Annotated in this window: 14 protein-coding genes; 4 read left to right on the top strand and 10 right to left on the bottom strand. The window is 58.2% G+C overall.

The features are described from left to right. Positions 1–142 precede the first annotated feature (142 nt). The gene (locus GGQ73_RS09910; protein ID WP_183895921.1) at positions 143–1,600 is read left to right on the top strand and encodes a glutamate synthase subunit beta; all 1,458 of its coding nucleotides are present in this window, start codon (positions 143–145) and stop codon (positions 1,598–1,600) included. A 161-nt stretch (positions 1,601–1,761) separates the two neighbouring features. On the opposite strand, the gene GGQ73_RS09905 is transcribed toward GGQ73_RS09910, so the two are convergent. From GGQ73_RS09905 to GGQ73_RS09895, 3 genes are all read right to left on the bottom strand, one after another. Then, positions 1,762–2,937, bottom strand: coding sequence for an AAA family ATPase (locus tag GGQ73_RS09905; RefSeq protein WP_183895919.1), 1,176 nt, complete (start codon positions 2,935–2,937; stop codon positions 1,762–1,764). Positions 2,938–3,098: 161 nt separating this feature from the next. Continuing rightward, entirely contained in the window at positions 3,099–4,295 is a 1,197-nt protein-coding gene (locus tag GGQ73_RS09900) for an SGNH/GDSL hydrolase family protein (RefSeq protein ID WP_183896142.1), read from the bottom strand. A 94-nt stretch (positions 4,296–4,389) separates the two neighbouring features. Continuing rightward, entirely contained in the window at positions 4,390–5,625 is a 1,236-nt protein-coding gene (locus GGQ73_RS09895) for a lytic murein transglycosylase (protein ID WP_183895916.1), read from the bottom strand. Positions 5,626–5,823: 198 nt separating this feature from the next. Between GGQ73_RS09895 and galU the strand changes: the two genes are divergently transcribed. Continuing rightward, positions 5,824–6,711, top strand: a complete 888-nt coding sequence (gene galU / locus GGQ73_RS09890) for a UTP--glucose-1-phosphate uridylyltransferase GalU (protein ID WP_174153895.1) — start codon at positions 5,824–5,826, stop codon at positions 6,709–6,711. A gap of 54 nt (positions 6,712–6,765) precedes the next feature. Here galU and GGQ73_RS09885 read toward each other — a convergent pair whose 3' ends face one another. Next, positions 6,766–8,277, bottom strand: a complete 1,512-nt coding sequence (locus GGQ73_RS09885) for a surface lipoprotein assembly modifier (protein ID WP_183895914.1) — start codon at positions 8,275–8,277, stop codon at positions 6,766–6,768. 263 nt (positions 8,278–8,540) lie between these two features. Here GGQ73_RS09885 and GGQ73_RS09880 point away from each other — a divergent pair, with 263 nt between their 5' ends. Then, the gene (locus tag GGQ73_RS09880) at positions 8,541–9,536 is read left to right on the top strand and encodes a KpsF/GutQ family sugar-phosphate isomerase (protein ID WP_174153893.1); all 996 of its coding nucleotides are present in this window, start codon (positions 8,541–8,543) and stop codon (positions 9,534–9,536) included. Between the two features lie 18 nt (positions 9,537–9,554). Here GGQ73_RS09880 and GGQ73_RS09875 read toward each other — a convergent pair whose 3' ends face one another. The 5 genes from GGQ73_RS09875 to GGQ73_RS09855 form a co-directional block, all read right to left on the bottom strand. Continuing rightward, on the bottom strand, positions 9,555–10,190 hold the full coding sequence (locus GGQ73_RS09875; RefSeq protein WP_183895912.1) for a hypothetical protein: 636 nt from the start codon (positions 10,188–10,190) through the stop codon (positions 9,555–9,557). A 101-nt stretch (positions 10,191–10,291) separates the two neighbouring features. Then, a complete protein-coding gene (gene ykgO, locus GGQ73_RS09870) occupies positions 10,292–10,417 on the bottom strand; it encodes a type B 50S ribosomal protein L36 (protein ID WP_007607121.1) in 126 nt (41 codons plus the stop codon). A 127-nt stretch (positions 10,418–10,544) separates the two neighbouring features. Next, positions 10,545–11,654, bottom strand: coding sequence for a 5-(carboxyamino)imidazole ribonucleotide synthase (locus GGQ73_RS09865; RefSeq protein WP_183895910.1), 1,110 nt, complete (start codon positions 11,652–11,654; stop codon positions 10,545–10,547). Then, positions 11,651–12,118, bottom strand: a complete 468-nt coding sequence (gene purE / locus GGQ73_RS09860) for a 5-(carboxyamino)imidazole ribonucleotide mutase (RefSeq protein WP_174154093.1) — start codon at positions 12,116–12,118, stop codon at positions 11,651–11,653. The genes GGQ73_RS09865 and purE overlap by 4 nt, the downstream gene beginning before the upstream one ends. A 46-nt stretch (positions 12,119–12,164) precedes the next feature. Beyond that, positions 12,165–12,368 (bottom strand): YdcH family protein, encoded by a 204-nt coding sequence (locus tag GGQ73_RS09855; protein WP_174153890.1) that lies wholly within the window; start codon positions 12,366–12,368, stop codon positions 12,165–12,167. A gap of 236 nt (positions 12,369–12,604) precedes the next feature. Between GGQ73_RS09855 and GGQ73_RS09850 the strand changes: the two genes are divergently transcribed. Then, positions 12,605–12,781, top strand: coding sequence for a YdcH family protein (locus GGQ73_RS09850; protein ID WP_111837586.1), 177 nt, complete (start codon positions 12,605–12,607; stop codon positions 12,779–12,781). 111 nt (positions 12,782–12,892) lie between these two features. Here GGQ73_RS09850 and GGQ73_RS09845 read toward each other — a convergent pair whose 3' ends face one another. Beyond that, entirely contained in the window at positions 12,893–13,660 is a 768-nt protein-coding gene (locus tag GGQ73_RS09845) for a sulfite exporter TauE/SafE family protein (protein WP_183895908.1), read from the bottom strand. Positions 13,661–13,667: the final 7 nt, after the last annotated feature.

Genomic DNA, 13,667 nt, shown 5'->3' with positions numbered 1-13,667 from the left:
TGATCACGGTCGCCGTTCCCACGGCGACCTTTTGGACGGGCAGCGAGATCAGACTTGAGTTTATCGTACTGAGAGCAGCCGTGGGCGGCGCTTAGACGTACTGGGGCCCGACGGGTGCCCTGCTTTGATGTGAGGATATAACATGGGCAAGGTTACAGGTTTTCTGGAGATCGACCGTCAGGTTGGCAAGTATCAGCCGGCGTCGGACCGTATTCGCCATTTCCGGGAATTCACCATTCCCATGTCGGACCCGGAAGTGCAGAAGCAGGCCGCGCGCTGCATGGACTGTGGCATTCCCTATTGCCACGGCCCAACCGGTTGCCCCGTTCACAACCAGATCCCCGACTGGAACGATCTGGTCTATAACAACAACTGGGAAGAGGCGATCCGCAACCTCCACTCCACCAACAACTTCCCGGAATTCACCGGCCGTGTCTGTCCGGCGCCGTGCGAGGAAGCCTGCACGCTGAACCTCGAAGACGCGCCGGTGGCGATCAAGACCGTCGAGCAGGCGATTGCCGACAAGGCCTATGAGCTTGGCTTCATCGTACCGAAGCCTGCGACCATTCACACCGGCAAGAAGGTCGCGATCATCGGCTCCGGTCCTTCAGGGCTCGCTGCTGCCCAGCAGCTCGGTCGCGCCGGTCATGACGTGCATGTCTACGAGCGCGAATCCAAGGCGGGCGGCTTGCTGCGCTATGGTATTCCCGACTTCAAGATGGAGAAGAACTTCATCGACCGCCGCGTCGAGCAGATCAAGGGCGAGGGCGTGACCTTCCATTACGGCGTCAATGTCGGCGTTGACGTGACCGTTGAAACGCTGATAGCGGATCACGATGCCGTGCTTTATTGCGGTGGCTCGGAGACCCCGCGTCCAGCCGGTATCGGCGGCACAGAATTTCACGGCGTACACGATGCCATGCCCTATCTGGTGCAGCAGAACCGCCGCGTCGGTCGCGAAAACATCGACAGCATCGGCTGGCCTTCCGATCCGATCCTCGCCGGTGGCAAGCATGTCGTCGTTGTTGGCGGTGGCGATACGGCGTCGGACTGCGTCGGCACGGCGTTCCGTCAGGGTGCGGTCAAAGTCACCCAGCTCGATATCCGTCCGATGCCGCCGGAAAAGGAAGACAAGCTCGCTGTCTGGCCCTATTGGGCGACCAAGATGCGCACGTCTTCTTCGCAGGCCGAAGGTGCAGCGCGCGAATTTCAGGTCGCTACGCTTGAATTCGTCGGTGATGAAGATGGTGTCCTGACCGGCGTGAAATGCTGCCAGGTGGATGACGCCCGCAAGCCGATTGCCGGGACCGAATTCATCATCAAGGCAGACCTCGCGTTCATCGCCATCGGCTTCTCCGGCCCGTTCACAGACAGCGTCCTCAAGGAACTGGACGGCAAGCTGACGCTGAACACCGACCGCCGTGGTTCCACCAACGTTGTTGCGAATGACAAGGACTACAAGACTTCGGTCGACAAGCTCTGGGTCGCCGGCGACGTCCGCCGCGGCCAGTCCCTCGTCGTCTGGGCCATCCGCGAAGGCCGTCAGGCCGCCCGTGCGATTGATGAGGCGCTGATGGGCGAGACGCTGTTGCCGAGCTGAGGCGGGATCGGTCTAAATATATAGCCTCCGAGGGTTTTGCCTTCGGAGGCTTTTTTTGTTGGTGAGCCATAATCGAGAGATTATTGGTGCGGGGTGAGGCATGGCAGTTCAGCCGCATAAGACCACCGTTTTCTTCGTCTGAAGGAAGGCTCTCAAACGAATCAGCGTTCCGGCCATGCCCATGCTGGAGGCTCGACGTTTGCGACAATCGTTTCGCCATTTTCCTTTTCCAATCCCAGCATCTGCGCACCATGATCGGCAAGGGCATCGACAAGCGCTTTGGCATGACTGACGACGATGACCTGACTGTATGCGCTGGCGGCGGCAATCATTCGTGCGAGCGGTTCAAGCAGACTTGGATGCAGGCTGCCCTCCGGCTCATTTAGGACCATTAACTCCGGTGGTCGCGGCGTATGGAGCACGGTGGCCAGCGCAATATACCGTAAGGTGCCGTCCGAAAGTTCCGATGCATCAAGAGGGCGGTGAAGCCCGCTTTGGCGCATCGAAAGGCGAAACAAGCCATTCGCTGCATCGATCTCAACAGACGATCCAGGGAAGGCATCCTCGATTGTTGCGTCGAAAGCTGGTCCATTGCCGATCTCGCGCACCGTCTGAACGGCTGGAGCCAGATCGGAGCCATCGGATGCCAGTGCGACCGTGCGCGTACCGATGCGGGGAATGCGCGATGGAGCATCACGGTCAGTGCGGAAGTGATCGTAGAAGCGCCATGCTTTCATGCGCTCACGCAGAAGGAGCAATTCAACCGCGTTGGTCGGATCGGCCGCACGCATCATCATCGTTTCGAAGGATGCGAGATCGGTCACGACAGGGCGCAGGCGACCGCTCGAATCCTGCACCAGAACCGATGCGTTGCCGCGTCTTGCGATGGTGTTGTGCCGTGACAGCCTCTCTCCGGCCCACACGGCTTCTGCTTTCACAACCGGATCGTCGCCAAAGAGTGAAGCATCCTCTCGGCTAGCGCCGGGTCCGGGGATGGGAAGACCCAAGTCGATTGCGTAGCCATAGTCATCCGACGCGAAACCGAGGCGAAGCGAAACCGGTCCACGTCCGATGTTTCCCTGCATCGGGGATCGTCCTGAGCGCATGGCGGTCGAATAGCCTGAGCCGCCGGCCCACATCGTCGACCGTAGACCTCCCTCGGCAGCGAGTGAAGCAATCGCCTGACCCTGCGCAACATCCGCGAGGAGATGCAGTGCGCGGTAAAGGCTCGACTTCCCGCTTCCATTCGCACCCGTAACCACGTTCAACCTTTCGAGCGGGAGCACGAGACTGCGAAGTGAACGGTAGCCGGATACGGCAAGAGTTATAAGTGCCATGAAGGATGTGTAGCACAGGCAAAGCCTTGTTGCACGGGAGAACGATCGAGTTGCTTCTTCTTTGGAAACAAACGGTTACGCCAACAGAAGAGTTTAGCCATTTATTTTGCCCACGACAATTCAACGGCGAAAGCTCATCGACTTGGCACTGACGTCACCGCCTACTTCGCCGCCGTTTCCCCTGGCGCTGGCAGGCGATAATCATCTACGCGGCCCAGCGGTGCTGCGTCCATCAAGCCTTGTTTTGTGAGCCTTTCCCGAGGGGAAGGCACGACTGAGAATTTGGCTGCGGGTTTGTCGCCCAAGAGCACGTCGCCGCCATCGAGGTCTGGGTCGGTCAGGCTGATGGGCTGGGTGCGGACCTGTTGGGCGTCGATGCCCAGGGCTGGTAGCGAGGTGAGGGCTGGCAGGTTGCTGCCGTCGAGTGTCGTGAGGTCAGGACTTGCGCCATCCAGATGGCGCCGCACGAATTTCTCGACGTAGAAGGCGAGCTTCTGCTTGCCGGCCTGCGTCATGCCGATGCCATCGGCTTCGCGCAGACGCGCCTGCTGGCCGTTGACGTCATAGCCGGTGGTCACGAATTTTCCGTTTTCGTCCACGAAGCCATCCCAGACGTCCACGAACTCTCCGCCCGCCTTTTCGATGTGGCTGCGATAAAGGCGGTTGAAGCCGACGAAATCTGCGGTGAGCGATGGCGACTGGAACGCAGGCAGGCCGACCCAGAGAACCGGCACCTGCTGGCGTTTGGCAAGGGTGATCAGCGCATCGATGCGACGCTCATATTCCTTAAACCACAGATCGGTGCCGTATTTCTCTTTCGTGCCGTTGATCTCCATCTGTTGGCGGTCGTTGGAGCCGATCATGATGACGACGGTGGCGGGCTTTGTCTCCGTCAGGAATTGCGGCAGGTTGCCAAACCAGTCATAATAATCCGTGCGCACGAGGCCGGAGGAGCCGTTCGAGCGCACATCGATCGTGATCGCGGGCGAACTCTGGAAGGTGGATACCAGCGCTTCACCCATGTTGCCCGCCAGAAAGTCGCCGATGACGAGAACACGGCGGGCATTTTCAAGCTTGGCCACGGGTGCTGGCTTTTCGGTGCGCATCTGCACCACGGATGGCGTCTTGCGCGGGGCAGAGGGGCGGGTGACTGCGCGGTTGTCGCGCGGTGGCGCGCGTCGCATCCGCTGCTGGTTGGGGTCGGGCGCATACATGCGGTCGTTGCGCCTGTTGGGAGAACCGAACATCATTTCAAACAGAGTGCGGCGTTCACGCATTTCCTGCGCGTCGGCCTTATGCGATGTGACGGGCAGGGATATGACAAGCGCGATCAACACAGCGATGGTCCGCCGCGTCATGCCTGCAAAACGGCCCGCTTTCTTTTTCACCACAGATGAACCTCCCGGACGGGTCCGATTGTTTTTGTTATTCTGGGTCCGCCACAGGCGGGTGTCAATTGCGCAGGGCGCGCAGCAACAGGCGGGAAGGTTCGCCGTCGTTTTCCATGCCCATGCGTTTCTGGATCGCGCTGATGGCAGCTTTCGAGCCGGAGCCGAAGTTGCCGTCCACCTCGCCGTCATAATAGCCGAGTTCTTTCATGCGCGACTGCAATTCGAACTTTTCCTTGACGTCGAGCGTGTTGTCCGGACGCGGCCAGCGCTGCTGCATGCCGCCTGTGCCGGCAATCTCGTCTGCGAGAAGGCCAACGGCAAGCGCATAGCTGTCGGACGCATTGTATCTTTTGATGGTGAAAAAGTTTTTCGTCATCAGGAAGCCGGGGCCGTTGTCGCCACCCTGCATTTTCAGCATGGCGCGGTCTGCGCCGCGCGGAAAGCCCTTGCCGCTGGGGCGGGCAAAGCCGAGCTTCTGCCATTCGGCCATGCTCTTGGTCTGGCCTTCATACCGTGCGCCACCGTTGGGTACGACGGCCTCATAGCCCCAGGTCCGGCCCGGTTCCCAGCCGTTCTTGGCGAGAAGGTTTGCAGCCGTTGCCAGCGCGTCGGGAATGGAGTGCCAGATATCCCGCTTGCCATTGCCGTCAGCATCGACGGCATACAGCAGATAGCTGGTGGGGATGAACTGCGTGTGGCCCATGGCACCGGCCCAGGAGCCGGTCAGTTGTTTTGGCGTCACGTCGCCGTTCTGCAGGATTTTCAGCGCCGCAATCAACTGGTTGCGGGCAAATTTGCCCCGCTTGGGATCGGAATAGGCGAGCGTCGCCAGGGCCTGTGTGATGTTGTGGAGCCGTTCGGGCTTTTCCAGAACCGCGCCGTAGTTTGATTCCATCGACCAGATGGCCAGAATGATGTGCTTGTCCACCTTGAAATTGCGCTCGATCCAATTGAGCGTCGTGGCATGCTTCATCTTCATTTCGCGGCCGATGCGCACCGTATAGGGATTGACGCGGCTATCGACGTAATCCCAGATCTTGGTGGTGAATTCCGGCTGGAAGGTTGCCTTGCGCAGGGCATCCGGGTCGGGCTCGGTCACGCCTGCGAACGCTTTCTGATAGGTCGATTTGGTGATACCTTGCTTGGCAGCGGTGGCATAGAACTGGTTGATCCACTGGCGGAAGCCTGCGTCGGCATTGGCGGTTGCAGGCGCAAGCGCTATTGCAATACCTGCAAATGCGATGCAGCCAAATTTGCAAATTTGGGAGCGGATGGGGGAAAGGGTCAGCTTTTTCATCGGCAGTCTTTCGTTTCTCTCGAATTTCATATCGATTGCGAGATACGCATCGGGCTTAACGATGTCATAGCAACTCAAGGTCAACAAATTCTTTACCATTAACCAAAGGTAACGTCACCTTTACAAAAGTTTGCCACTTTCTTGATAACAAAGTCGTGCGTGCTTAATGACAGTGATGAAATCTCTTAGGAGGGATGTGTGGTAGAACAGAAAAAAATTCGGAAAGCAGTTTTCCCGGTGGCCGGTCTTGGGACGCGTTTCCTGCCTGCAACAAAGGCTGTTCCGAAGGAAATGCTGACCGTGGTCGACAAGCCGGTCATCCAGTATGTGGTGGATGAAGCTGCCGAAGCGGGCATCGAGCACTTCGTGTTCGTGACCGGTCGCGGCAAGGGCGTGATCGAGGACTACTTCGACATCCAGTTCGAACTGGAGCAGATGCTCCGCGAACGCAACAAGAATGCCGAGCTGACACTTCTTGCCGACATTCTGCCCAAGGCAGGGACCGCAAGCTTCACCCGTCAGCAGGTGCCGCTGGGTCTCGGCCATGCGGTCTGGTGCGCCCGCGATATCGTCGGCGACGAGCCCTTTGCGGTTCTTTTGCCCGACATGATCATGCATTCGCAGAAAAGCTGCCTGAAGGGCATGGTCGATCTGTACGACCAGACCGGCGGCAACGTGATTGCGGTTCAGGAATGCGAACCTGATCAGGCGCATAAATACGGCATCGTCGGTGTCGGCGAAACCGTCGGTGAAGGCTTTAAGATCACCGAAATGGTCGAAAAGCCTGCCAAGGGAACGGCTCCGTCTAACTACTACATCAACGGTCGCTACATCCTGCAGCCCGAGATTTTCAACATTCTCGAGAATCAGGAACGCGGTGCAGGCAATGAGATCCAGTTGACGGACGGCATGCTGGCTCTTGCCAAGAGCCAGGAATTTGCCGGTTATCGTTTCAACGGCGAAACATTCGATTGCGGTGCCAAGGATGGCTTCATTCTCGCAAACCTTGCTTTCGCACTGGAACGCGCCGACATTCGCGCATCCATCGAAGAACCTTTGAAGGCAATGGTCAGCAAGCTGAAGTAAGCTTTCTGGCTTCAAATGAAAAATCCCGGCCTCTGTGCCGGGATTTTTTTGTGGCTAACGCTTCAACGTCAGGCCTGCACCGATGCGCCATGTGCTGTTATCGGTCACTGGCGTCGTCTCGTAGCTGATGTCGGTGGTGAAATCGAGATAGCGATTGATGCTCCAGGTCAGTCCCGCACCGATGAGATATTCGGTTTCGTCTCGCAGAGACGATGTCTGATAGTTTCTGCGTTCCAAACCTGCGGTCAACCGCGCCACGAGATCGCGGCGCAACTGCTGCGTCAGCCCGGCGATGAGTTCGCGCGAAACCCAGCCGCCCTGCGCGCCGCCTGCAAAATCCTCGATTGTCGTTCGCAGACCAAGGCTGACATCCGTGCCGCGTTGCGGCGACCAGACGAGGTTGCCATCCAGCGACATGGCATTGACCGCCGACAGTCGGCTGTCGTCATATTCCTTGCGCAGATAGCCGATGGCCGCCTCACCGCGCAGCTTTTCACCCAGATCGATCTGCGTGCCGACCTTTGCTCCATAGCTTTGCGAAGAGCGCTCATAGCCTGTGTTGTCGCGGGTCTGGTCGTAATTTGTCAGCCCCGCAGTTGCTTCCAGAAACGGAACCAGTGCAGGTGACAGCTCATAACCCACGCGAGCGCGAAGTCCTGCACCGTAGCGGTCACGGTCGCTCAGGCTGATGGCCTGGCCGTTGACGCCCTTGGCGTCCGTATAGAGGGTACGCGAGAGATCGAGAGCAGCGAGCGCTTTCAAGATTCCGACATTGCGCTCAACCGACGCGCCAGCGGTAAAGACATGCTCGCCGCCCTGCACGGAGGCGCCGGAGACGGCGTTGGGATCGTTGGTGTCTTCACGGCTGAAGGCGTAACCTGCGGTCAGATTGGCCTGTGTGCCATCGCCCAAATCAAGGCGCAAGTCGGCACCAAGATTTGCGCTCGGCTCTTGCCCGGCACTGCCTCCCCCCAGATTGCGCTGGTATGCCCCGTCGCCGGTGATCGTCAATGCGTGACGCGACCAGTCACTGGTCAGCGTGCCGCGAATGCCTGTCGTCAGATAATTGCGGCTGCTCGATCCACCGGGGAACGTCTTGTTCTCATGGTTTATCGACTGGCTGATGGACGGGCGCAGCGTCATCGTACCGATACGGATGCCCGGTGCCTGGCCGTCATCGGCCTGGATGTTCTGGCCACCATCGACCGTCGGCTCATACGGGTTTTGCGGCTCCTCATAAACCACGGTCGCTTCATCCGGCGGCTCGGAAATGGTCTCGCCGGGCGTAGACGATGGACGAAGGCTGCCAGTTGTCACAGTGTCGGCGGCAGTAGCCGTTCGCGCATCGTCACGCGCCGCACTGTCCGGATCTACGACGGAGAGATTGTTCTGGCCGATGTTGGGGTCGGCGCTGGTCAGCGTTCGCAACGATGTCGCGGCGGCAGGCTGAGACGAGGAGGACTGGGAAAAAGCCGGATAGACCGGGCACAATAGGGTGCACGCCAGCAGCGTTGCAGCTGCTTTCCGCCACGTCACCTGACGTTTTGCGGTGTTCTCATGAACCATACGTGCTCTTACCCATCCAGTTTGAATTCTCAGCCAATCGCAGATACTGCATCTCGATTCCGTCCGCTCTGCCGAAGAATAGGATAAGCCTATGGTTTTCTTGGCAGAATACATGTTTGGAAATGCGTCGTTGAACCGCCATGGTGCCCGTGCCGGGTTATTTTATGGTTAACAGTCTGTGAAAATCGATGACCTGATAAAACGGCGTGGTCATCGATATTGGCCGATAGACATGATTTCTCGAAAGGAGTATCAGTCGCGCCATGATTACGAGAGCTGTCACACTGGTGGAAAATAACGCCGTCGAATCGGCTTTGAGAACCATTTCGATTGAAAAGGGTGGTTTGTCGGCGCTGGAAGACGCCTTGCAAGGGCCCTTGGGCGACGAGTTCTGCCGCGCCATCGACGTTATTGGTAAATCGGGCGGCCGCCTCATTATTACGGGCGTTGGCAAGAGCGGCCATATCGGCTCCAAGCTTGCCGCTACTTTTGCCTCCACCGGAACACCTGCTTTTTTCGTTCATGCGGCTGAAGCCAACCACGGCGATCTGGGCATGATCGGCAGTCATGATGTGGTAATGGCTATTTCCAAAGGCGGAGAGAGTGCGGAACTCCGTAGCATCATCAATTACACGAGGCGATTTTCCATTCCGCTGGTCGCATTGACCTGCGCAAAGCAGGGCTCGCTTGCGAAAGCGTCCGATATCGTGCTTCTCATTCCCGATGAACAGGAAGCCTGCCCGCATGGCCTGGCACCGACGACGTCGACGATGATGCAGCTGGCGCTGGGCGATGCCCTCGCTGTCGCCCTTCTGGAGGCACGCAGCTTTACGGCTGGTGATTTTCGCGTGTTCCATCCGGGTGGAAAACTTGGAGCATCACTCACGCTTGTTGGCGACATCATGCATACGGGCGAGCGTCTGCCGCTCGTCTCCAAGGGGACATCCATGCCCGAAGCTGTCAGCATTCTGGCGCGCAAGCATTTCGGCTGTGTGGCGGTGCTGGATCACGATGGCCGCTTGTGCGGGATTGTGACCGAAGGCGACATGGCGCGTAATCTCACGCGCAACCTGTCAGAACTCAGCGTCGATGAGGTGATGACGACATCGCCGAAGGTAGTGACGAAAAACGTTCTGGCGACGGCTGCTCTCGCCACGCTTGAGAAGCATCATATCGGCGCTCTCATCGTTGTTGATGACGACAACCGTCCCATCGGTCTGGTACACTTCCACGACCTGCTGCGCATCGGCGTCGCATAAGCGTCTCCGAAAAGATCCTTAACTGCGCGTTCCCGCCAATTTCTCCGTAAGGTCGGTGGCTTCCTTCTGCGCGTCCTTGTCTGCCGGGTAGAGCGCCAGATATTGCTCCCAAACCTTCAGCGCCAGCTCATTGCGTTCGTTGCTCTCAAGAATATTGGCAAGGCTGGCGAGCGCCGGGAAATAGCGTGGTTCTTTTTCCAGCGTGCTGTTCAGGTCAGACATGGCCTTGCGTGTATCGCCATCGGAATAATGGACAAGAGCGCGGCGGTACCAGGCCTGTGCGAAGTCGGGTTCAAGATAGATCGCCTGATCCAGAAAATCGTAAGCTGCTGCCTTGCGCTTCTTTTCCGCGGCTTCTTGCGACCACGTCATCAGAAGGTTGATGGTCGCGCTGCCGGAATCCGTCCATTCGCTGACAATTTCGTTGGCGATGACGCGGGCTTTCTGGGCGTCGCGCTCTTTTTTCAAGCTGGAGAACAGATTGTCGATGGAGGTTTTTGGCGCTGCTTCTGGTGCAACCGCTGTCTGTTGCGTGGGCGCGCTGCTTGCCAGCTCGGCAGCCCGTGCTGCGGAAACATGGGCGGAGGGCAGGGGGCTGAGGGTCAAAAACCCGAGGGCGACTGCGAGAAAGGTCTGAAAACGAAATTGGCGCATGCGGTTAACGTAATCCGCCTGCGCCAATTATGGAATTAAATTCTGCAGTCTATCAACAATGTGATCCGTCTCGACCGGACGGGCACGCGTGAAGAGGGTAATCAGCCCTGACGAGCCTTGAAACGTGGGTTCATCTTGTTGATGATGTAGACGCGGCCCTTGCGGCGAACCAGACGGTTATCGCGGTGACGGGCCTTAAGCGCTTTAAGCGAGTTCTTGATTTTCATTTTTCTGGTCCGCAGTTTGGCGTGACGCTTCTTGCCACGCATGTATAAACAATCAAAAACGCGCTACGAGGGCGCGCTTTTTTCGGTTGGCAGGCAAATACCCCGTCAGTCCCAGCCTGTCAACACGCTAAGGCGTATTTTGCCGGGAAAGACTTGGTTTTCCGGGGTTCGTCAGCTGTGTGACATGGCCCATCTTGCGGCCTGCGCGTGCTTCGGTCTTGCCGTAAAGGTGCACGAGGCAATCGTTTTTCGCCAGCCAATGCGGCACCGCGCTGATGTCGTCGCCGATCAGATTTGTCATCACGCAGTCTGAATGGCGCTGCGTCGAGCCGGGGGCAAGACCTGCCACGGCGCGAATGTGCTGCTCGAATTGGGAGACCACACAAGCAGCCTCCGTCCAGTGGCCGGTGTTGTGCACGCGCGGGGCCATCTCGTTTGCCACCAGTGAACCATCCGGCAATACGAAGAATTCGATACCGACCACGCCGATGTAGTCGAGAGCGGCCAGCAGCTTTTCTGCCGATTCCACCGCAACGGTTCTCGCGGCGTCGGAAAGCTGCGCCGGAACTGTCGAGGTGTGGAGAATGCCGCTCAGGTGCACGTTTTCTGCCGGATCGTAACAGGTGACCGTGCCATCCCGAAAGCGGGCTGCGATGATCGAGATTTCGCGCTCGAAGGGTACAAAGCTTTCCAGAATCAGCGGAACGCCGCCCAGTGCGTTGAACGCACCGGCCAGGTCTTCGCCGCCCTTGAATACGCGCTGGCCCTTGCCGTCATAGCCCATTCGGCGGGTCTTCAGGACGCCCTTGCCTGCGAAATCAGACAGCGCGGCTTCAAGGCTCGCCTGATCGTCCACCTGGGCGAAGTCGGCTGTGGGAATACCGCAATCATTGAGGAAGCGTTTTTCCGTCAATCGGTCCTGCGAGGCGCTGAGTGCTTCCGCTGGCGGATAGACGGGAACGGAGGCCGCCAACGTCTGGGCTGCGACGACGGGGACGTTTTCGAACTCGTAAGTCACGACGTCGCAGACATTTGCCAGTTCGGCCAGCGCTTTTTCGTCATCATAGGCAGCGACGATCTGGCGGTTACAGACTTGCGCTGCCGGACAGTCGGCCTGTGGCTCGAGTACGATGGTGCGGAAGTTGAGCCGGGCCGCAGCCATGGCCAGCATGCGTGCAAGCTGACCGCCACCGATGATGCCGATGGTTCCTGATTTGCCGGTCACGTCCAGGCTCATTGCGGGGTGTCCATGGGGTATTCCGCAATCGCGGCCGTCTGGCGCGCGCGGTATTCATCCAGCCGGTCAGCCAGATCCTCGTCGGACAGCGCCAGAACGGATGCTGCCAGAAGGGCTGCGTTGATGGCACCGGCCCGGCCGATGGCGAGCGTGCCGACGGGAATGCCTGCGGGCATCTGGACGATGGAATAGAGGCTGTCCTGACCCGACATGGTTTTCGATTGAACGGGAACACCGAACACCGGAAGCGGGGTCAGGGCTGCTGTCATCCCTGGCAGGTGGGCTGCACCACCGGCACCGGCAATGATGACCTTGAAACCTTCCTCGCGCGCGCCGCTGGCGAAGCTGAACATGCGCTCGGGCGTGCGGTGGGCGGAAATGATGCGGGCTTCATATTCCACATCCAGCGCATCCAGCGTATCGGCTGCGTTTTTCATGGTTTCCCAGTCGGACTGGCTTCCCATGATGATGGCGACGGGCGGTGTCTCTGTGCTCAACGGTCTCTCCGTATCAGGCGATGATGTCGGGGATAATATGGTCTTCGATCTGGGTCATCTTGTCCTTGATGACCAGCTTTTTCTTTTTCATGCGCTGGATCCGCAATGCCTCGCAATTGGTCTGGATCATGGCATTGATCGCGGCATCATAGTCTTCATGCTCCTGGCGAAGTCGCGCAAGCACCAGCCGAACGTCGGCTTGATCCTGATCGGGCATCTCTTGTGGTCCCCATATGATACAGCCGGACCGCCATCCGGCCATTTTGTTTTCAGCTTTCGTGCCTGTACCATTAAATGACGGTAACGGGAAGTTTCCCGTGTCAGCATTTTGCCCCGATATTGCCTTGATTTCTCCTTCGACAACAGCTGCCTTCCGTGTCACATTGGTGTCGTAAACCTGAAACTCCAGCGATGGAGCGCTGGAGGTAGGTTCAACAAGGAAGGACGTGCCGCATGACCATTCAGGCTCATATAGCATCGCTGGAAAAGAAACACGGTGCTCTTGAGGAGGAGCTCGAAACCGTTCTCGCTTCCCCCTCTTCGGATGATAAGCAGATTGTGGATCTAAAACGCAAGAAACTGCGCCTGAAGGACGAAATGCAGAGGCTGCAAGCCTCCACCAAGCATTGATCAAATCATATCTTTGTTGCCTGACGTCAGTATAGTTTACGTCGCAGCCTGAAAGCCCGGCTCTGATTGCTCTCGCGATCAGGGCCTTTTGTTTGTGTAACCGTCTCGCTTCTAAAAAGGCAGCCCGTCCCACAGAAGCTTCAACGCTGCCAGGAACGCCATGCTGTACATCAGCGGATAAAAAATCGCGGGCTTCATGTATTTCACGATTTTTGCCCCCGCGAAGGTTGCGGCCATGGCAACGGGCAACAGTATGGCTGAGGTGGTAAGGTTGTTAACATCCAGTGCACCAAGGGCAAAATAGGGTATGAGCTTGATTGCGTTCATGATCGCAAAGAAGCGAACGCTCATCCCGGTGTAGACTTTCGGGTCCAGTTTCAACGGCAGCACATAAATCTGGAAGGGCGGGCCACCGGCATGTGCAACGAAGCTGGCGTAGCCTGAAAGGCTGGACCAGATGGTCGCTTTCACGGGGCTCTGGGCGTTGGCCGGCGCTTCCTGCCCGCCGCGGGCGGTGCGATAAGCCTCGAAGAAATAGCGGATCACGAAGATGATGGTGACGCTTGCCACTACAAGGCGCATCGCATCGGCCGAAATCATGCTGGACATCGCCCATCCGAGCGTAATTCCTGCAATCGCCCCAGGCAGCATGAGCAGCAGGGTCTGGCGGTGATTGTATTTGCGCCAAGCCATCAGTGCGACCAAATCCATGACCACGAGGATCGGCAAAAAGATCGCGGCGGCCTGAACCGGCGGCACGGCCAGCGCCATCAAAGGCACACCCATCAATGCCAAAGCGCCGCCCAGCCCGCCCTTGGAAAGGCCGACGAGGATGACTGCCGGGATGGCGACGAGGAAAAAATGGAAATCGGTCAGCATGGATGGA

Origin of the sequence: Rhizobium skierniewicense (assembly GCF_014196515.1) — a bacterium.
GTDB classification, from domain to species: Bacteria; Pseudomonadota; Alphaproteobacteria; order Rhizobiales; family Rhizobiaceae; genus Agrobacterium; species Agrobacterium skierniewicense.
This window is presented reverse-complemented; position numbering and strand designations above follow the sequence as displayed.